The organism is Arthrobacter gandavensis (genome assembly GCF_039528575.1).
Lineage (GTDB): Bacteria > Actinomycetota > Actinomycetes > Actinomycetales > Micrococcaceae > Arthrobacter_B > Arthrobacter_B citreus_B.
In genome coordinates, this window is record NZ_BAAALV010000003.1 from 13400 (window position 1) to 32104 (window position 18705).

Annotated in this window: 16 protein-coding genes; 9 read left to right on the top strand and 7 right to left on the bottom strand. The window is 66.1% G+C overall.

Going from position 1 to position 18705, the window contains the following annotated elements; translation table 11 throughout:
- The 4 genes from ABFX29_RS10360 to ABFX29_RS10375 form a co-directional block, all read right to left on the bottom strand.
- Positions 1–321 (bottom strand): citrate/2-methylcitrate synthase (locus ABFX29_RS10360; RefSeq protein ID WP_346038489.1); only part of this gene is annotated, 321 nt, incomplete at its 3' end.
- Positions 322–406: 85 nt separating this feature from the next.
- Complete coding sequence (gene prpB / locus ABFX29_RS10365; protein ID WP_152229219.1) at positions 407–1321, bottom strand: methylisocitrate lyase; 915 nt, start codon at positions 1319–1321, stop codon at positions 407–409.
- A complete protein-coding gene (locus ABFX29_RS10370; protein ID WP_152229218.1) occupies positions 1322–2839 on the bottom strand; it encodes an MmgE/PrpD family protein in 1518 nt (505 codons plus the stop codon).
- 26 nt (positions 2840–2865) lie between these two features.
- The gene (locus ABFX29_RS10375) at positions 2866–3513 is read right to left on the bottom strand and encodes a GntR family transcriptional regulator (protein WP_152229251.1); all 648 of its coding nucleotides are present in this window, start codon (positions 3511–3513) and stop codon (positions 2866–2868) included.
- A 208-nt stretch (positions 3514–3721) separates the two neighbouring features.
- Here ABFX29_RS10375 and ABFX29_RS10380 point away from each other — a divergent pair, with 208 nt between their 5' ends.
- Positions 3722–5638, top strand: a complete 1917-nt coding sequence (locus tag ABFX29_RS10380) for an AMP-binding protein (protein WP_152229217.1) — start codon at positions 3722–3724, stop codon at positions 5636–5638.
- An 81-nt stretch (positions 5639–5719) separates the two neighbouring features.
- Here the strand turns inward: ABFX29_RS10380 and ABFX29_RS10385 are convergent, their stop codons facing one another.
- Both ABFX29_RS10385 and ABFX29_RS10390 read right to left on the bottom strand, forming a co-directional pair.
- Positions 5720–6415, bottom strand: a complete 696-nt coding sequence (locus tag ABFX29_RS10385; RefSeq protein ID WP_246167697.1) for a response regulator — start codon at positions 6413–6415, stop codon at positions 5720–5722.
- On the bottom strand, positions 6412–8067 hold the full coding sequence (locus ABFX29_RS10390) for a sensor histidine kinase (RefSeq protein WP_152229216.1): 1656 nt from the start codon (positions 8065–8067) through the stop codon (positions 6412–6414). Before ABFX29_RS10390 ends, ABFX29_RS10385 begins: the two co-directional genes overlap by 4 nt.
- Positions 8068–8264: 197 nt before the next feature.
- Between ABFX29_RS10390 and ABFX29_RS10395 the strand changes: the two genes are divergently transcribed.
- The gene (locus ABFX29_RS10395; protein WP_152229215.1) at positions 8265–9665 is read left to right on the top strand and encodes a cation:dicarboxylate symporter family transporter; all 1401 of its coding nucleotides are present in this window, start codon (positions 8265–8267) and stop codon (positions 9663–9665) included.
- 73 nt (positions 9666–9738) lie between these two features.
- Here the strand turns inward: ABFX29_RS10395 and ABFX29_RS10400 are convergent, their stop codons facing one another.
- Positions 9739–11226 (bottom strand): sodium:solute symporter family protein, encoded by a 1488-nt coding sequence (locus ABFX29_RS10400; protein WP_152229249.1) that lies wholly within the window; start codon positions 11224–11226, stop codon positions 9739–9741.
- A gap of 348 nt (positions 11227–11574) precedes the next feature.
- Here ABFX29_RS10400 and ABFX29_RS10405 point away from each other — a divergent pair, with 348 nt between their 5' ends.
- The 7 genes from ABFX29_RS10405 (at position 11575) to der (ending at position 18639) form a co-directional block, all read left to right on the top strand.
- Entirely contained in the window at positions 11575–12474 is a 900-nt protein-coding gene (locus ABFX29_RS10405; protein ID WP_387013755.1) for a ParA family protein, read from the top strand.
- A complete protein-coding gene (locus ABFX29_RS10410; protein ID WP_152229214.1) occupies positions 12452–13342 on the top strand; it encodes a segregation and condensation protein A in 891 nt (296 codons plus the stop codon). The genes ABFX29_RS10405 and ABFX29_RS10410 overlap by 23 nt, the downstream gene beginning before the upstream one ends.
- Positions 13311–13967 (top strand): SMC-Scp complex subunit ScpB, encoded by a 657-nt coding sequence (gene scpB / locus ABFX29_RS10415; RefSeq protein ID WP_152229213.1) that lies wholly within the window; start codon positions 13311–13313, stop codon positions 13965–13967. The genes ABFX29_RS10410 and scpB overlap by 32 nt, the downstream gene beginning before the upstream one ends.
- Positions 13968–13991: 24 nt before the next feature.
- A complete protein-coding gene (locus ABFX29_RS10420; protein WP_152229212.1) occupies positions 13992–15098 on the top strand; it encodes a pseudouridine synthase in 1107 nt (368 codons plus the stop codon).
- A 10-nt stretch (positions 15099–15108) separates the two neighbouring features.
- Positions 15109–16212, top strand: a complete 1104-nt coding sequence (locus tag ABFX29_RS10425; RefSeq protein WP_420831152.1) for a prephenate dehydrogenase — start codon at positions 15109–15111, stop codon at positions 16210–16212.
- On the top strand, positions 16212–16910 hold the full coding sequence (cmk, locus tag ABFX29_RS10430) for a (d)CMP kinase (RefSeq protein ID WP_152229210.1): 699 nt from the start codon (positions 16212–16214) through the stop codon (positions 16908–16910). The genes ABFX29_RS10425 and cmk overlap by 1 nt, the downstream gene beginning before the upstream one ends.
- A gap of 184 nt (positions 16911–17094) precedes the next feature.
- The gene (der, locus tag ABFX29_RS10435) at positions 17095–18639 is read left to right on the top strand and encodes a ribosome biogenesis GTPase Der (protein ID WP_152229209.1); all 1545 of its coding nucleotides are present in this window, start codon (positions 17095–17097) and stop codon (positions 18637–18639) included.
- The last annotated feature ends 66 nt before the right edge of the window (positions 18640–18705 follow it).

An 18705-nucleotide genomic window follows, 5' to 3' on the forward strand; every position in this document is an offset into this window, starting at 1 on the left:
GGCGCCCAGCACGGAGGCCGCCGTACGGCAGACGTCCATCGGATGGCAGGTGACCGGCAGCGCGTCAATCACTGCCTTCAGCTCCGGGGTGAGGGCCCGCTGGGATCGCTCGGCGTCCATAAACGCTGCGAGTTCATCCGCGGAGGGCAGCTCTCCGTTCCAGAGCAGGTAGGCAACTTCCTCGAACGAGCACTTGGCGGCCAGCTCCTGGACAGGGTAGCCGCGGTAGAGCAGTGAGTTGGTTTCCGGGTTGACCTTGGAGATGCGGGTGGTGTCCACCAGCACTCCGGCCAGGCCCTTGTGAATCGTGGTGTCGGTCATGTCTGGGACTCCTTCGTCGTGGTGCGCAGATCAGTGGTGGGGCGGTGCCTTCTTTTGTACGTGTGCCGGAATGGAGCGGACCAGGTCAGGCCGACGCCGGGGTGCCGGGGACCTGGAAATTAAATACCGAGGTATCGAAGCGGTTGTACGCCTCATAATCCACCAGATCGTACAGGCGTGCACGTGTGAGCATGCTGGGAACGCTGGCGGCCTGGGTGCCGTCGGCCTTGATGGTCTCCAGCGTGCGCTCGGCAGCACCCATGGCGCTGCGCAGCAGCGTTACCGGGTAGATGACCATGTTCACGCCCGCCGAGGCGAGCTGGTCGTAGGTGAAGAGTTCGCTTTTGCCGAACTCGGTCATGTTGGCCAGGATCGGCACGTCGACGGCGGCGCGGATGGCCGCGAATTCCTCCACCGTCTTCATGGCCTCGGGGAAGATCGCGTCAGCGCCGGCCTCGACCAGGGCGCGTGCCCGGTCCTGAGCTGCTTCCAGGCCCTCCACGGCGCGGATATCCGTCCGCGCCATGATGAGGAAGTTCGGGTCCCGGCGGGCATCGGCGGCAGCGCGGATCCGCTTGGTGGCGGTGTCCAGGTCAACCACGTTCTTGCCGTCCAGATGGCCGCAGCGTTTGGGGTTGAACTGGTCCTCGATGTGGCAGCCGGCCAGCCCGGCGTTCTCCAGCTCCTGGATGGTCCGGGCCACGTTCATCGGCTCGCCGAACCCGGTGTCGGCGTCAACGATGGCCGGCAAATCGGTCATTCGGGCGATCTGGCCGGCCCGGGCGGCCACCTCGGTGAGGGTGGTCAGGCCGATGTCCGGCAGGCCAAGGTCGTTGGCCAGGACCGCGCCGGAGATGTAGACGCCGGAGAAGCCCTTTTCCTCGATCAGGCGGGCGGAGAGCGGATTGAAAGCCCCCGGGTACTGCTGCAGGGTGCTCGATGCCAGGCCCTCCCGCATCGCGATGCGCTTCTGCTCGGGGGTGGTGGAGGAGTACAGCATTTAGAACAGTCCCTTCGGTGCGGCGGCCGGGTCGATGACGCCGGCTGCAGCGGTGATGTTGAGCTGGCCGAGTTCCCCGGCCGCGAGTTCGGGCAGCCGCTCGGCAGCGGAGATGAAACGGTCCATTTCCTCTTCCGTGACCAGTCCGGCTGCAAGCGTGCGGAACTTGTTGATGTAGTCGGCGCGGACGAACGGCCGGGCACCAAGCGGGTGGGCGTCGGCCACGGCGATCGCGTCCGTGATTACGGTGCCGTCGGCCAGGGTGATGTCCACCCGCCCGCCGAACGCCTTCTCCGCAATGTCCACCGAGTGGTAGCGGCGGGTCCATTCCGGATCCTCCACCGTGGTCACCTTGTGCCAGAGCGCCACCGTGTCCGGGCGGCCGGCCCGCTCGGGGGAGTACGAATCCACGTGGTGCCAGGCGCCGTCCTGCAGGGCGACCGTGAAGATGTACGGGATCGAGTGGTCCAGCGTCTCGCGCGAAGCGGTGGGATCGTACTTCTGCGGATCGTTCGCTCCGGAGCCAATGACGTAGTGCGTGTGGTGCGAGGTGGAGATCAGCACGGAGGCGACGTTGGCCGGGTCGGCTGTTTCGGGGTGCTCGCGGTGGATCTTCCGGGCCAGGTCGATCCAGGCCTGGGCCTGGTACTCGGCGGAGTGCTCCTTGGTGTAGGTGTCCAGGATGGCGCGCTTCGCCTCACCGGGAGCGGGCAGCGGCACTTCGTAGGCGGCGTCGGGTCCGTCCAGCAGCCAGGCGATCACGCCGTCTTCGCCTTCGTAGATGGGAGTGGGTGAGGTCTGCCCGCGCATGGCACGGTCCACCGCCTCCACCGCCATCTTCCCGGCGAACGCGGGTGCGTGAGCCTTCCACGTGGAGATTTCGCCCTTGCGTGACTGCCGGGTGGCGGTGGTGGTGTGCAGCGCCTGGCCCACGGCCTGGAAGATGGTCTCGATATCCAGGCCCAGGAGGGTTCCGATGCCGGCCGCTGCGGAGGGGCCGAGGTGGGCGACGTGGTCGATCTTGTGCTTGTGCAGGCAGATGGCCTTGGCCAGATCAACCTGGATTTCGTATCCGGTGGCGATGCCGCGCAGCAGGTCCGCCCCGGACGCTCCGGTGTGCTGGGCAGCGGCAAGGATCGGGGGAATGTTGTCGCCGGGGTGGGAATACTCGGCGGCGAGGAACGTGTCGTGGTAGTCCAGTTCACGCACGGCCACGCCGTTGGCCCAGGCTGCCCACTCGGGGGAGGTCTTCTCCTGGACGCCGAATACGGAGGCGCCGGTCCCGCCGGAGGACGGGGCGAAGGAGAGTGCCTGTGCCCGGGCGGCAACGATGGGGCCGCGGTTCAGGGAAGCCACGGCCACGGAAGCGTTGTCGATGATGCGGTTGATGACCATGTCCGCGACGTCGGCAGTGACGTCCACGGGGTCCGCGGCAACAGCGGCGATCTTCCAGGCCAGCTGCTCCTCGCGGGGAAGGGTTTCCTCACTGCGGTAAACACGTACGTTATGCGTTTTCAAGGCGCGGTCCTCTCGGGTGGTTCAGCTCAGGGATGGTGGACGGTGGTGAAGTGTTCAAGGCTTTTGTACAGGTGGACTTTGGTGGCGGCCGCTGCCAGGGCGGGATCCCCGGCCGCAATGGCTGCAGCGATCGTGGCGTGTTCGGCCGCTGTTTCGCGCAGTCTTGCCGGGTTGTCCTTCGCCAGCCGGCGTACCCGCGCGAGGTGCAGCCGCACGTTGACCAGGGCCTGTGCCAGATAGGGGTTGGCCGCGGCTTCGTCGATCCCGGCATCGAGGCGTGCAACAAGGGCGTAGTAGCCCCGCCGTGCCGGGTCCTCGCCGGGATCGGCTTCCAGCTGCCCCGCCGCGTCCTCAAAGTCGCTCCGGAGCGCCTGGAAGACTTCGGGCCGGCCCCTTGCTGCTGCCAGGGAGGCCGCCTGGCACTCCAGCGCCTGCCGCAGCTCGAAGAGCGCGCCGACAGTTTCGGGGGAGATGGGGGTGACGACGACGCCGCGTCCGTTGTGCGGCGCGGTAAGCCCGTCGGCGGTGAGCCGGGCGAGGGCCTCGCGCAGCGGCGTGCGGGAAACCCCCAGCCGCCGGGACTGTTCGACTTCGCCAAGCACGGTTCCCGGGGGCAGGCGCCACTCGACGATGTCCTCCCGCAGCATGGCGTAGGCCTTGTCGCTGGCCCGCATGGTAGCCCTCTCCACGATGTCTCTAACTGGCCTCAGTGTATACACAGAACACCTAATCGTGAAGCAGCTCTCCTATTTCTCCAGGGATTCAGTAGGTTCTGTATACAGCACTGGGGTTCTCAGCGGCCCTTCAGTCGCCTACGATGGCCGGTACGCATGGTTGCGTGCCCTGCGTCCACCCCAAGGGGCCGCGAATCAAGGAGGATTCATGGGAACTGCCGGTTACGCCGAAACCTATGCCGCAAGCGTCAACGACCCGGAAGCGTTTTGGCTGAAGGCAGCGGACCTCGTGGACTGGGATGTCCGTCCACGGAAGGCGCTGGATGATTCCGGGGCGCCACTGTTCCGCTGGTTTCCGGACGGGGCGCTGAACACCAGTTACAACGCCCTGGACCGGCATGTACTTGCCGGGCGCGGGAGCGAGACGGCGCTGGTGTACGACTCCGCGATGCTCGGCAGCCAGCGCACCTACACCTTTGCCGAGCTGCTGTCGGAGGTGGAGAACTTCGCCGGAGTCCTGCACGGGCAGGGCATCGGTGCCGGGGACCGGGTGGTGATCTACCTGCCGATGATCCCCGAAGCGGTGATCGCCATGCTGGCCTGCGCACGGCTGGGAGCCGTGCACTCAGTGGTGTTTGGAGGCTTCGCCGCCACGGAACTTGCGGCACGGATCGACGACGCACGTCCCGACGTCGTAGTGACCGCCAGCGGGGGACTGGAACCCAAGCGCCGGGTCGAGTACCTGCCCACCGTCAGCCAGGCATTGGAGGCAGCCTCCCATCCGGTGCGCGCCGTTGTTGTGGCGGCCAGGGAGGGGTTTGGCCACACAGCTGCCCAGTTTGACGGTGCGGGCGGAGCTGCGTGGCTGGACTGGGCAAAGCTTGCCGCTGCTGCCCAGCCGCAGGGCCCGGTGAGCGTTGCCGCCACGGACCCGCTCTACATTCTCTACACCTCCGGAACCACGGGTTCGCCCAAGGGCGTGGTGCGGGACAACGGCGGCCACGCAGTTGCCCTGGCCTGGTCCATGGCCAACATCTACGACGTCGTTCCCGGCCAGACCATGTGGACGGCGTCCGACGTCGGCTGGGTTGTTGGCCATTCCTACATCGTTTACGGGCCGCTGATCGCCGGCGCCGCCACAGTCCTGTACGAAGGCAAACCCGTGGGGACTCCCGACGCCGGCGCCTTCTGGCGCGTGGCTGCCGAACACGGCGTTGATGTGCTCTTCACCGCTCCTACTGCGCTGCGGGCTATTCGCCGGGCCGATCCCGACGCCGCGCTTACCGCAGGATACGACCTCACCAGGCTCCGGACCCTTTTTGCGGCGGGGGAGCGGCTGGACCCCGAGACCTACCGGTGGGCCACGGAGTCGCTGGGTATCCCGGTGGTTGATCACTGGTGGCAGACCGAAACCGGATGGGCCATCTGCGCCAACCCCATGGGACTGGACGCGCAGCCGCTGAAGGCCGGCTCGCCGACGTTCCCCGTCCCGGGTTTCCGGGTTCGGATCGTGGACGGCGCCGGAGCCGAGGTTCCGCCCGGGGCAGAAGGGAACATCGTTCTGGACCTGCCTCTCCCGCCGGGAACCCTCGCGACGCTGTGGGGCAGTGACGACCGCTACCGCGCCTCCTACCTTGAAGCGTTCGAGGGCAGCTATGCCACGGGTGACTCGGGGTATGTGGATGAAGACGGCTACGTGTTCGTCATGGGGAGGACGGATGACGTTATCAACGTGGCGGGCCACCGGCTCTCCACCGGAGCGATCGAACAGGTCGTAGCTTCACATCCCGCGGTTGCCGAATGCGCCGTGATCGGGGTGAAGGACAGCCTCAAGGGACAGCGGCCCTGCGGGTACGTGGTGCTCAAGGCGGGGTCGGAAGCTGCCGAGGAAGAGATTCAGGCTGCGCTCGCGGACCTGGTGCGCACCCGGATTGGCCCGGTGGCCGACTTCCGCGAAGTCCGGGTGGTGGAGGCACTGCCGAAGACACGTTCCGGAAAGATCCTGCGCAAGACCATGCGTCAAATTGCGGACGGGGATGACTTCACCGTGCCCTCCACGATCGAAGACCGTTCAGTGCTCGATGACCTGATCCCGCTGCTGCGTCCCGATCCCGCCGCATCCTGACCCCATCGCCGAGAGGCCACTTACGGCTGCTTAGAGCGCTCAAAAGAGCCGTAACTGCCCTCTCGCCGGACGGAACGCGAATCAGCGGCGCCAGGCGTACTCGAGCTCGGGCCGTCCGGGAGAACCGTACCGCGGGGTCCGCAGGACCACTCGCTGGGCCGCGAGGTGCTCGAGGTACCGGCGCACGGTAATCCGTGACATTGACAGGGCGGCAGAGACTTCCGAGGCGGACATCGGCACCCCGGCCTGCCTGAGGGCCCCGGATACGGCGTCGAGTGTTTCCGGGGAAAGTCCCTTGGGCAGGACTGCCGGAACGGCCGGACGGAGGGCGGCCAGCGCTCGGTCCACCTCGGACTGGGTCGCTGAGGAACCCTGTGCAGCCAGGTTCGCGTGGAACTCGCGGTAAGCCCCGAGCTTGGTGCTGAACGCCGCGAAGGTGAACGGTTTGATCAGGTACTGGGCGATCCCCGCAGACATTGCCTGGCGAACAACCGGCAATTCACGCACGGCGGTAACGGCGATGACGTCCGCCGGGATCCCTGCTCCGCGGATGCGGCGAAGGAGGTCCAGACCGTGGAGGTCCGGCAGGTTCATGTCCAGCAGCACCAGATCCACGTCTGCGTCCGGTGCCTGCAGGAACCTCAGTGCCTCAGCTGCGGTGTGGGCAATGCCCGCCGGCGTGTACCCGTCGGTGCGGCGCACATATTCTGCGTGGACTTGCGCTACGACCGGTTCGTCCTCCACTACCAGGACCCGGATCAGGCTTGCCGGGGTCACTGGCGTGCTCCTTCGGGCAGCGGCAGCAGCACGGTGAACCGGGCTCCGCCAGTCGCTGTTTTGGAGTCCAGATGAAGTGTCCCGCCGAGCCGGAGCACGGCCTGGTTCACGAGCGCGAGCCCAAATCCACGCCCGGTTCCGGGCAGGGAGGCCTTTGTGCTGAAGCCCTGTTCGAAAATCTGTTCCTGCGACCCTGCCGGTATGCCCGGCCCGCTGTCCTGGACACAGAGCCGGAAACCCGGCTGCCCGCCGTCGTCCACCACGGCCAGATGCACGGTCACCATCGGATTCGGCAGGCCCTGGACGGCGTCCAGGGCGTTGTCCACCAGGTTCCCGACGATGGTCACCAGCTCGCCGGAATCGAGCAGGGCCGGTCCGGTCCCGTCGTCGGGCACCGGCTGGAGCGCCAGCTCCACTTCGATTCCACGTTCACGGGCCTGGGCCTTCTTGCCCGCCAGCAGGGCGGCCAGCGCAGGCTCCCCAACGGCGCTGACGACGTCGTCCGCCAGCTGCTGGGACTGCACCAGGTCCCGGGTGGCGAACTCCAGCGCCTCTGCGGGACGGTCCAGTTCGATCAGTGACACGACGGTGTGCAGGCGGTTGGCATGTTCATGCGCCTGGGCCTGCAGGGCATCGGTGAGGGTGCGCATGGACTGCAGCTGACCGGTCAGGGCTTCAACCTCCGTATGGTCGCGCAGCGTGGTTACTGTTCCCAGCCGCTTTGGTTCACTGGATTTCCTGCCGCGGGCGGCGCCGGCCGTGCCGGCGGACATGGCGGGGGACTGGTTGACGACCAGGATGCGCTGTTTGGTGAAGTGGAATTCGTCGACGGCGGTGTGCCCGGTGCGCAGCAGCTCGGCAAGGGGGCCGGGAAGGCCGAGTCCGCGGACATCGGCGGGGCTGGACATCCCGGCCGGAAGTCCCAGCAGCTCCGCAGCCTGGTCGTTGTAGAGCACCAGCTCGCCGTCGTTGTTGATCAGCAACAGGCCCTCCCGCAGCGAATGCAGTGCTGCATCGTGGAAGGCGAAGACGCTGGCCAGTTCATCCGGACGCCGGTCCTGAGTGGTCCGCCGCAGATAACGGCTGAGCAGGAAGGACGCCAGGGTTCCCCAGGCCAGGGCCGCGGTCGCGATGATGAACAGTCCCGGGAGCTCCGCATCGCGGGCGATCGCTACCCGGTCCACCGTCAGTCCAGCCGCCACCAGTGCTTGTACCTCCCCGCCGTTGTCCAGTACGGGAACGATGGCCCGGACCGAGGGGCCCAGGGTTCCCGTGTACACCTCGGTGAAGGAGGTCCCGGCCAGCGCCTGGTCCACGGAACCGATGTACTGCTGGCCGATCTCGGACTCAGTGCGGTGCGTGTAGCGGGTCCGGTCCGGAGCCATGATGGTGAGGAAATCCACGTGGGCGGAGCCCATGACTTCGGCTGCATAGGGCTGGAGGGAGCCGCTGGGGTCGGCGCCGGTGACTGATTCAAGCACGAACGGGTCCGCTGCGATCGTCTCCGCCACGGAGAGCATCCGGTCGGCGGTTTCGTCGTAGCTGTGCTGCTCCGCCTGGACATAAAGCGCCCAGGACAGCCCGGCGGACAGGCAGAGGATAAACGCCAGCTGGCCAACGAGCAGCCGGCTGGCCAGGCTCCACTTGCGCAAGTAACTCCTTCGGCGCGCCCGGCGCGCATTCTCATTTCCCCGGCAACCGGCGGCCGGATCCCGGGGAGGTCCGTGAACAGTATGAACACAATAGTGACCGGCATCACATGGGGCGGAGAGGATGTAGCCGGATTACTTCCGGTTCCTGCCGCGCTTCGCCGCCGGGGCCCTGCTATCAACGAAGCTAGGAGCATGCGATGGCCTCTGCCACCATACCCGGCGGCGATCAGCCGCCGGTCAAAGCCAAAAAGAAGGACCGGACCCACGTCCTCTACATCGCCGTGATCGCTGCCGTGGTCCTCGGCGCCGTCATTGGCCTGGTGGCGCCGGAGCTGGGCAAGTCCATGAAGCCACTGGGAACGGCCTTTATCGGGCTGATCAAGATGATGATCGCACCCGTCATTTTCTGCACCATCGTGCTGGGCATCGGCTCGATCGCGAAGGCCGCAACGGTCGGCAAGGTGGGCGGTCTCGCGCTGGGCTACTTCATCATCATGTCCACCTTTGCCCTGGCCATTGGCCTGGTAGTGGGCAACTTCATCCACCCAGGCGAGGGGCTGGATCTGCAGTCATCGGGCGCCGCGGCACCGGCCGCACCGGAAGAGGACGGCGGAACCGTCGGGTTCCTGCTGGGGATCATTCCCACCACGCTGCTGGCCTCGCTGACCGGCGAGTCGATCCTGCAGACCCTCTTTGTGGCGCTGCTCGTTGGTTTTGCGCTGCAGAAGATGGGCAAGGGCGGCGCCCCGATCCTCAAGGGCATCGGCTACATCCAGGTGCTGGTCTTCCGGATCCTGATGATGATCATGTGGCTGGCCCCGATCGGTGCCTTCGGTGCCATTGCCGCCGTCGTAGGCGAGACCGGCGTGCAGGCCATCGTCAGCATGGCTACCCTGATGATCGCGTTCTACCTGACCTGCGTGCTGTTCATCGCCGTTATCCTGGGCGGCCTCATGAAGATCGTGACGGGCTTCAACATCTTCAAGCTGATGCGGTACCTCGGCCGGGAATACCTGCTGATCTTCTCCACCTCATCCTCCGAGGTCGCACTGCCGCGGCTTATCGCCAAGATGGAGCACCTGGGCGTGTCCAAGCCGGTGGTCGGCGTCACCGTGCCCACGGGCTACTCCTTCAACCTTGACGGCACCGCCATCTACCTGACCATGGCCGCGCTGTTCGTCGCCTCCGCAATGGGCAAGCCGCTGGAACTCGGTGAGCAGATCTCCCTGCTGGTGTTCATGATCATCGCTTCCAAGGGCGCTGCCGGCGTTACCGGTGCCGGCCTCGCGACGCTGGCCGGCGGCCTGCAGTCCCACCGCCCGGACCTGATCGAGGGTGTTGGCCTGATCGTGGGCATCGACCGCTTTATGTCCGAAGCCCGCGCCCTGACCAACTTCACCGGCAACGCCGTTGCCACCGTGCTGATCGGCACCTGGACCAGGGAAATCGACAAGGAGCAGGTCCGCCGGGTCCTGGACAAGGAACTGCCCTTCGACGAAGCCAGCATGAACGTCGACGCCGGGTCCGGGGAGCCGGAGCCGACGGAGGAGTCCCGGGAAGTGGAAAGCGCCGTTCCTGCTGCCGGTGGCCGGGCCTAATAGGGGCCCGCTTCCACAGGCAAAAGGAACGCTCCCGCGAACTTCGCGGGAGCGTTCCTTTTTGTATTCGGGACTAGGCCCGGGAAGCGTCTGCTGACATCTCAGTATCCGCCGCGTCCTGCTGTGCCCGGCCCGCTACGCGGTCTTCCCAGGCGGACATCACCGCAGGGTCGGTCCGCGGGGTCAGCAGCGAAACCACCAGGTACACCGCGGCGGAGGCGATGAGGCCAAAGTAGATGGGCTCGTTGGCGTACACACCGTCATAGGGCGCGTCTCCGGTGATTTCCAGGTAGATCATGGTGGAGAGCGTGGCCACCGTTCCGGCGACCATTGAGGCCGCGGCGCCGAAGCCTGTGCCGCGCTTCCAGAACAGTCCGCCCAGGATCGCGACCAGCAGTCCGCCCACCAGGATGTCGTAGGCAATGGTCAGCGCCGCCACAACGTCCTGGACCACGATGGCCAGCAGGATGGTCACGACGCCCAGGCCCAGGACCCAGGCCTGGCTGCGGGCGACGTCGTGCTCCGGATTGCCGCCGGAAGCAGCGGGGGAGTCCGGAGTCTTCGATGAGCCGAACCAGCTGCGGACGTAGGGTACGACGTCGGTGCGTGCCACCGTGGCAGCGGCAATGAGGGAACCGGAGGCGGTGGACATCATGGCCGCCACTGCGGCAGCCAGGACCAGCCCGCCCAGTCCGACCGGCAGGATGTTCATGGCGACGTCTGCGTAGACATCGTCCTTGGATTCGATATTCGGCAGGACCACGGAGGCTGCCATGCCAATCAGGGCTCCGGCCACGCCGTACAGGATGCAGTAGATGCCTGCCGCGGTGCCGCCCCAGCGTGCAATCAGCGGGGTGCGGGCAGTGAAGACACGCTGCCAGATGTCCTGCCCGATCAGCAGGCCAAGCGTGTAGACCACAAAGTAGGTGATGATGCTCTGCGCGCCGATGCCCGTGATGCTGAAGAACTCAGCGTCAACCCGTTCGCGGATTCCGTCGATGCCCCCGGCATTGGCGAAGGTGAAGGGGAGCATCAGGGCGAAGACGCCAATGGTCTTGATGATGAACTGCGCCATGTCGGCAAGGGTGATGGACCACATGCCGCCGATGGTCGAGTAGATGAGCACGACGGCGCCGCCCACGGCGATTGCCAGCCAGCGGTCCCAGCCGAAGAGCACCACGAAGATGGTGGCGTACGCGCCCGTGGAAGTGGCGCACAGCATCAGGGTGTACGCCAGCATGACCACGGAGGACATCCTGGTTGAACCCGGGCCGTACCGCAGCGAGAGCATCTGGGAGACCGTGTAGATCTTCAGTTTCTGCAGCTTCGAGGCGAACAGCAGGCTCAGCAGCAGGACACCGGCGCCGATCGCCACCACGAGCCACATTCCGGAGACGCCGTACTGGTAGCCCAGCCCCACGCCGCCCACGGTTGACGCGCCGCCCAGGACAACGGCAGCCATGGTCCCCGTGTAGAAGAGCGGACCGAGCCGCCTGCCGGCAACCAGGTAGTCGCTTTCGTTCTTGGTGCGGGACTTTCCCCACCAGCCAAAAGCGAGCATCCCCACGAGGTAAGCCACAACGATCGCGGCATTTAGGTATTCCACATTCGGTCCTGTCGGTTCGGCGGACTGAGGATTGACGTGGACCTATGCCCAGTATTGCCTCACAGTCAACATCTGTTTACCTAGACGCTAACCGCCGGTCCGAAAATGCGTCAATGGTTTTGGTCAAATTCTTCGCAGCATTCAGTGCCGCCTCACGGCCCGGCGCAGGAAGGTTCGAGTTCAGGTTGAGCGTCAAGGCTCGCAGGCGTTACGCGCCGGGATTCGCAGTATCCGTGTTGCACAGTTGTAACCTTGGAAAGGACAGCCAGCAGCACAGCTAGAGACGGAAGCGTGGATTTATACGTGAGCAGCGAACAGAGTTCCACAACTCTGCAGGACGGGGCGCCGGGCGCGGCCGATGAAGCCATGGGCCCCACCGGCCGGCCGCTGACTGAGTTTCCCGAGCCTCCGGTCCTGACTTCCCATGGTCCGGCCCGCATCATCGCGATGGTGAACCAGAAGGGCGGTGTCGGCAAGACGACGTCCACTATCAACCTCGGAGCCGCGCTGGCTGAGGCTGGCCGCAAGGTGCTCCTGGTGGACTTCGACCCGCAGGGTGCACTCTCCGCCGGCCTGGGTACCAACCCCCATGAGCTGGACGTCACCGTCTACAACGTGCTGATGGACCGCAAGGTGGACATCCGCGACGCCATCCAGGAAACGCACGTAGAGAACATCGACCTGCTGCCGGCAAACATCGACCTCTCCGCCGCCGAAGTCCAGCTGGTTAACGAAGTTGCCCGCGAACAGGTCCTGGAACGTGCACTGCGCCGCGTCTCGGACGACTACGACGTGATCCTCATTGACTGCCAGCCCTCCCTGGGCCTGCTGACGGTCAACGCACTCACCGCTGCGCACGGCGTGATCATTCCGCTGATCTGCGAGTTCTTCGCCCTTCGTGCCGTCGCGCTGCTGGTGGAGACCATCGAGAAGGTGCAGGACCGGCTGAATCCCGGACTGCAGGTGGACGGCGTGCTTGCCACGATGTACGACGCCCGGACCCTGCACAGCCGCGAAGTCATCGGCCGCCTGGTGGAGGCCTTTGGGGACAAGGTCTTCGAAACCGTCATCAAGCGCACCATCAAGTTCGCCGACGCCACCGTCGCTGCCGAGCCGATCACCTCCTACGCCGGAAACCATGCCGGTGCTGAGTCCTACCGCCGCCTAGCCAAGGAACTGATTGCCCGCGGCGGCGCGCCCTAGCGTCGCTGGGGAGACGTTCGAAACCGGCGGTGCCGGGTTCCAGGTCCGGCTGGAGAACTTCCGCGGGCCCTTTGACGTGCTGCTTGGCCTCATCACCAAGCATGAGCTGGACATCACGGAAATCGCCCTGGCCACGGTCACCGACGAGTTCATTGGGTACATCCGCGCCCTGACTGCCTCCGGCCAGGGCTGGGCACTGGATGAGGCGAGCGAATTCCTGGTGATCGCCGCCACGCTCCTGGATCTGAAAGCCGCCCGGCTGCTTCCTGCCGGGGACGTCGAGGACGACGACGACATCGCCCTCCTGGAGGCACGGGACCTGCTCTTTGCCCGGCTGCTGCAGTACCGGGCCTTCAAACAGGTGGCCTCCCTCATGGACAGCCGCCTGGCGGAGGAAGGCCTGCGGTTCCCCCGGGATACCGCACTCGAGCCGCACCTGGCGGCCATGCTGCCCGAACTGATCTGGAAAACCAGTGCCGAGGAGTTTGGCCGGCTGGCAAAAAAGGCGCTCGAACCCAAACCGGGGCCCCCAACGGAAGTTGGCCTTGCCCACCTGCACACACCGCGGGTCAGCGTACGGGAGCAGGCCCAGATCATCGGAGACCGGCTCCGGCAGGCCAGTCCGCTCACGTTCCTTGAACTGGCGCAGGGTGCTACGCCGCTGGAAATCGTTGGCCGGTTCCTGGCACTGCTGGAAATGTTCCGGGACGGCGTCCTGGCCTTCGACCAGCCTGAGCCGCTGGGTGAGCTGAAAATTACCTGGACCGGAACCGGGGACCAGGGCTGGTCCGCCCTAGCCCTCACCGAAGAATATGACGACGCCGACGAGGAGACCGATGCAGCCGCAGCTCTCGAACCAGGACACTGAGAACGCCTCCCTCCAGAACGGTGCCCCAGCGTCCGGCCGGCCGGGCGGACTCCGTGCTGCCGCGGAGGCCGTGCTGATGGTGGCCAGCGAGCCGGTCAGCGCTGCGAGCCTCGCCGGAGCGCTGGGCATTGGCACCTCAGCTGCCGAAGAACTCCTTGACGATCTGCGCAAAGAGTATGACGGCTATACTGGGGATGGACCTGACGGGCTGCGCGCCGTTGAACCGCGCGGTTTCGAGCTCCGGGAAGTTGCCGGCGGCTGGCGAATCTACTCCCGCCCCGCCTTCGCCGACGTCGTTGGACAGTTCGTTCTCGAAGGGCAGAGTGCACGGCTTTCCCAGGCCGCGCTGGAAACCCTGGCAGTGGTTGCTTACCGGCAGCCGGTCACCCGCGGGCGAATCTCGGCGATCCGTGGAGTCAACGTTGATTCCGTGGTCCGCACGCTGATCCAGCGGGGTCTGGTAACGGAATCCGGGACCGAACCCGAAACCGGTTCACTGCTCTACGTGACGACTCCGCTTTTCCTGGAAAAGCTGGGTCTGGGCAGCGTGGAAGAACTGCCGCAGATTGCACCGCACTTGCCCGGGCTGGAAAACCTCCCGGAATTTGAAGAAACTACTTACTAACCGCTACACCCGAAGGACTTCTCAATGACACAGGCACCCCGTTCCGGCTCAGGCCGCAGTAATCCGCGCAGCGGCGGGGGAGCAGGCTCCAGCCGCGGCTTCGGCAAGGGCTCCAAGCCTGCCACCGGACGCACCGGCGGTCCGAAGTCTTCCGGCGCAGCAGGCGCCCCCAAGTCGGGCGGCTTTAAGCCCGGCGCACCCAAGGAAGGCGGCTTCAAGTCCGGGGCTCCCAAGTCCGGCGGCTTCAAGCCCGGAGGTCCCCGCACCGGCGCACCCAAGGGTAAGGGCGGCTCCGAGCGCGCTTTCCGCAACGAGCGCTTCGGGAAGAACCTCGGCCCGGTGACCAAGCGGCCGCACACCCGCCGCCCGGGCAAGCCCGTCATCTCCGAACACCACGATCCCGAGGGCATCCGCCTGCAGAAGGTGATGGCCAGCGCCGGTGTGGCCTCGCGCCGCGTCTGCGAGGAAATGATCACCGAGGGCCGTGTTGAGGTGGACGGCGAGGTCGTCACCGAGCTCGGCGTGCGCGTGGACCCCAAGACCGTGGCCATCCACGTTGACGGCATGCGCCTGCAGCTTGACGAAACCCAGAAGTACTACGTTTTCAACAAGCCGCGCGGCGTCGTGTCCACCATGGAGGATCCTGAGGGCCGTCCGTGCATCAGCGACTACCTCAAGAGCACCAACAAGCATGAGCGCCTGTTCCATGTTGGCCGCCTGGACACCAACACCGAAGGCCTGCTGCTGCTGACCAACGACGGCGAGCTGGCCAACCGCCTGACCCACCCGTCCTACGAAGTTCCCAAGACCTACCTGGTGCAGGTGCGCGGTCCCATGGCGCACGGCATCGGCGCCCAGATGCGTGAAGGCATTGAACTGGAGGACGGCTTCGCCAAGGTTGACTCCTTCCGCCTGGTGGATTCCACCCCCGGACACATCCTGGTTGAGGTTGTGCTGCACTCGGGCCGGAACCGGATTGTGCGCCGTATGTTCGACGCCGTCGGCCACCCTGTGGAGCGGCTGGTCCGTACCCAGATGGGCCCGATCCGCCTGAATGACCAGCGCCAGGGCAGTATCCGTGTCCTGGGCCGCCACGAAGTCGGCCACCTGATGGCCGTCGTGGGCCTCTAGTCCCGTGACCGTGCTGGCCAACGGGGGCACCCATCTGTCCGGACCGGTGCTGGTCATCGGCACCGGCCTGCTTGGTGCGAGCATCGGCCTGGGCCTGCGTGCCCGCGGCATCGACGTCGTGCTCTCCGATATTTCCCCCTCCACCGCTGCGGTGGCAAAGGATATTGGGGCCGGACGCCTGCTCCAGGACGCGGAGCCCGGCTTCGCGCCGCAGCTGGTTGTTGTTGCCGCGCCGCCGGACGTGACTGCCTCGCTCGCGGCGCAGGCCCTGAAGGACTGGCCCACTGCCGTGGTCGTCGATATTGCCAGCGTTAAGTCAGCCGTGCTGGCGGACCTGCGCGCCACCGGGGCGGATCTCTCCCGGTACGTGGGTACGCACCCGATGGCCGGACGGGAAAAGTCCGGGCCGGTGGCGGCGCTGGGCAATTTGTTCACCTCCATGCCCTGGGTTATCTGCGCCGCAGAGGAAAGTTCGCCGGAGGCCGTGAAGACCGCCGAAGCGCTGGCGATCGACCTCGGAGCCGTGGTCTCGCGCATGAATGCCGAAGACCATGACGGTTCCGTGGCACTGATCAGCCACCTGCCGCAGGTGATGTCCTCGCTGGTGGCCAGCCGGCTGCAGGACACCCCGTCCGCTGCCTTGGCGCTTGCCGGCAACGGCCTGCGGGACGTCACCCGGATCGCGGCCAGCGACCCGAAGCTGTGGGTGCAGATCCTCAGCGGCAACGCGCCCCGGCTGGCAGACATCCTGCACGGGGTGCGCGAAGACCTGAACCGGCTGATCAACACGCTGGAAAACCCAACTGCTGATGGTGCGCGCCTGGACATGGCCCAGCTGATCGCTGAAGGGAACACCGGCCAGGCACGGATTCCCGGCAAGCACGGCGCTCCGCCCCAGTCCTTCGTCAGTTTCACCGTGCTGGTGGATGACACCCCGGGACAGATCGCCCGGCTGCTCACGGAAATCGGTGAAATTGGCGTCAACCTGGAAGACCTGCGGCTGGAGCACGCCTCCGGACGTCAGGTTGGGCGGGTGGAAATCTCGGTGCTGCCGAGCAAAGTGCATGGGCTGGTCAGCGAACTGACCGCGCGCGGCTGGAAGGTAGTTCAGTGATGACAGAGCAGGATCCGGCACAGTTCAGGCTGGGCAAACCCCTGGTGGTGGCAATCGACGGACCGTCAGGTTCCGGCAAATCCAGCATCAGCCGGGAAGTGGCCCGCCGGCTGCGGGCTAATTACCTGGACACCGGTGCAATGTACCGCGCTGTCACCATCGCGTGCATGCGTGCCGGCATTGACCTGACGGATGCAGTGGCCGTTGAAGCCGCCACCCGGAGCGCGGACATTGAACTGAGCACTTCCCCGGACGCCGAATGGGTCCTGGTGGGGGGAGAGGACGTCACGCAGGCGATCCGCGAACCCGAGGTTTCCTCCAACGTTTCCGCGGTGGCCACCACCCTGGGCGCCCGCGCCGAGCTGGTGCGCCGCCAGCAGCAGCTCATTAAGGATTCCGGCCTGCGGATTGTGGCCGAAGGCAGGGACATCACCACGGTGGTGGCGCCCACGGCCGAGGTGCGGATCCTGCTGACTGCCTCTGAGGAAGCGCGGCTGCGCCGCCGCGGTGTCCAGCTTGGCGGTTCCCAAACCGCCGCTGCCCTGCGCGAGCAGGTTCTTACGCGGGATGTGAAGGACTCCACGGTCGTCAACTTCCAGCAGGCAGCCGACGGCGTGATCACGGTCGATTCCTCCGACCTGGACTTCGAAGAAACGGTCCAGGCAGTGCTGGATGTGGTTTTCTCCAGCACGCACTAAGCACGAACGGCAGGCACGCAGCCGGGGCTCCAATGGGGTCCCGGCGCCTTGCCGTGTTTCAATGGACTGGTGGCCGCATTGGATTTTCCCGTGCCGGACCCCCAAACACTTACCCGGGCTGAACGTCCGGAGACGGCCGTGCGCAGCTGCGCCGACGGCCTCAACGGAAAGAAAGCAATAGTTTATGAACGCCAACCCGACCTTTGACGGCGACTCCGAAGAGTACATTCCGGCAGGCGAGGACCAGATTGACGAGCGGCTTGCCGCCCTCGACGACGACGAAGCCAACCTGCGCGCCGAAACCCTGCGCGCCGGGCTCTCCGACTACGAACTCGACGACGAAGACGCCGCCCTGCTGGCCGGCGGCTATGACGAGTACGACGCGGATGCGCCGCTGCGCCTAGACCCGGTGGTTGCCATCGTGGGCCGGCCGAACGTGGGCAAGTCCACCCTGGTGAACCGTATCCTCGGGCGCCGTGAGGCCGTTGTTGAAGATACCCCGGGCGTTACCCGCGACCGCGTGTCCTACCCGGCCACCTGGAACGGCGTGAACTTTACGCTTGTGGACACCGGCGGCTGGGAGCACGACGCACGCGGCATCCACGCCCGCGTAGCCGACCAGGCCGAAATCGCCGTCGACGTGGCTGACGCCGTCATGCTGGTGGTCGACGCGACTGTCGGCATCACCGCCACCGACGAAGCCGTGGTGCGCATGCTGCGCAGCAAAGGCAAGCCGGTCATCGTCGTCGCCAACAAGGTGGATGACATCCAGAATGAAGCCGACGCGTCGGTGCTCTGGGGCCTGGGCTTCGGCGAACCGTACCCGGTATCGGCACTGCATGGCCGCGGCACCGCTGACATGCTGGACGCCGTCCTGGACGTCCTGCCGGAGTACTCGGCCTACGGCGGCCTCGAATCCAGCGGCGGTCCGCGCCGCATCGCACTGATCGGGCGCCCGAACGTCGGCAAGTCTTCCCTGCTGAACAAGTTGGCCGGCACCGACCGCGTGGTTGTCGACGACCTCGCCGGGACCACGCGTGACCCGGTAGACGAACTGATCGAACTGGGTGGACGCACCTGGCGCTTCGTGGATACCGCAGGCATCCGCCGCCGCCAGCACATGGCACAGGGTGCCGATTTCTACGCCTCGCTGCGTACGCAGGCCGCGCTGGAAAAGGCGGAGGTCGCCGTCGTGCTCCTGGCAGTCGACGAAGTCCTCTCCGAGCAGGATGTGCGCATCCTCCAGCTCGCCATCGATTCCGGCCGCGCGCTGGTCCTGGCGTTCAACAAGTGGGACCTGCTCGACGACGAACGCCGCCGCTACCTGCAGATCGAGATCGAGCGCGACCTGGCCCACGTCGAGTGGGCACCCAGCGTCAACATCTCCGCCAAGACCGGCTGGCACAAGGACAAGCTTGTCCCCGCCCTGGATCTGGCCCTGGAGAACTGGGACAAGCGCATCCCCACGGGCAAGCTGAACGCGTTCCTGGGCGAACTCGTCGCGGCGCACCCGCACCCGGTGCGCGGCGGCAAGCAGCCCCGCATCCTCTTCGGCACGCAGGCCTCCTCGCGGCCCCCGAAGTTCGTGCTGTTCACCACCGGGTTCCTGGATCCCGGTTACCGCCGCTTTATCACCCGCCGTCTGCGGGAGACCTTCGGTTTCGAAGGTACCCCGATCGAGGTTTCGATGCGCGTGCGCGAGAAGCGCGGCAAGACCAGCAAGCGCTAGCATGGCCCGGCCCCGGAGCCAAGATGACCTCCGGGGCCGCGCCGATGCGGGGAAATCGCAAACCAT

Excerpts from the sequence above, each read along its gene's own strand:
- ABFX29_RS10395 (WP_152229215.1), top strand. The coding sequence starts at position 8,265 with ATGGCCTCTGCCACCATACCCGGCGGCGATCAGCCGCCGGTCAAAGCC.
- prpB (WP_152229219.1), bottom strand. The coding sequence starts at position 1,321 with ATGCTGTACTCCTCCACCACCCCCGAGCAGAAGCGCATCGCGATGCGG.
- cmk (WP_152229210.1), top strand. The coding sequence starts at position 16,212 with ATGACAGAGCAGGATCCGGCACAGTTCAGGCTGGGCAAACCCCTGGTG.
- scpB (WP_152229213.1), top strand. The coding sequence starts at position 13,311 with ATGCAGCCGCAGCTCTCGAACCAGGACACTGAGAACGCCTCCCTCCAG.
- ABFX29_RS10400 (WP_152229249.1), bottom strand. The coding sequence starts at position 11,226 with ATGCTCGCTTTTGGCTGGTGGGGAAAGTCCCGCACCAAGAACGAAAGC.
- der (WP_152229209.1), top strand. The coding sequence starts at position 17,095 with ATGAACGCCAACCCGACCTTTGACGGCGACTCCGAAGAGTACATTCCG.
- ABFX29_RS10420 (WP_152229212.1), top strand. The coding sequence starts at position 13,992 with ATGACACAGGCACCCCGTTCCGGCTCAGGCCGCAGTAATCCGCGCAGC.
- ABFX29_RS10375 (WP_152229251.1), bottom strand. The coding sequence starts at position 3,513 with ATGCGGGCCAGCGACAAGGCCTACGCCATGCTGCGGGAGGACATCGTC.
- ABFX29_RS10380 (WP_152229217.1), top strand. The coding sequence starts at position 3,722 with ATGGGAACTGCCGGTTACGCCGAAACCTATGCCGCAAGCGTCAACGAC.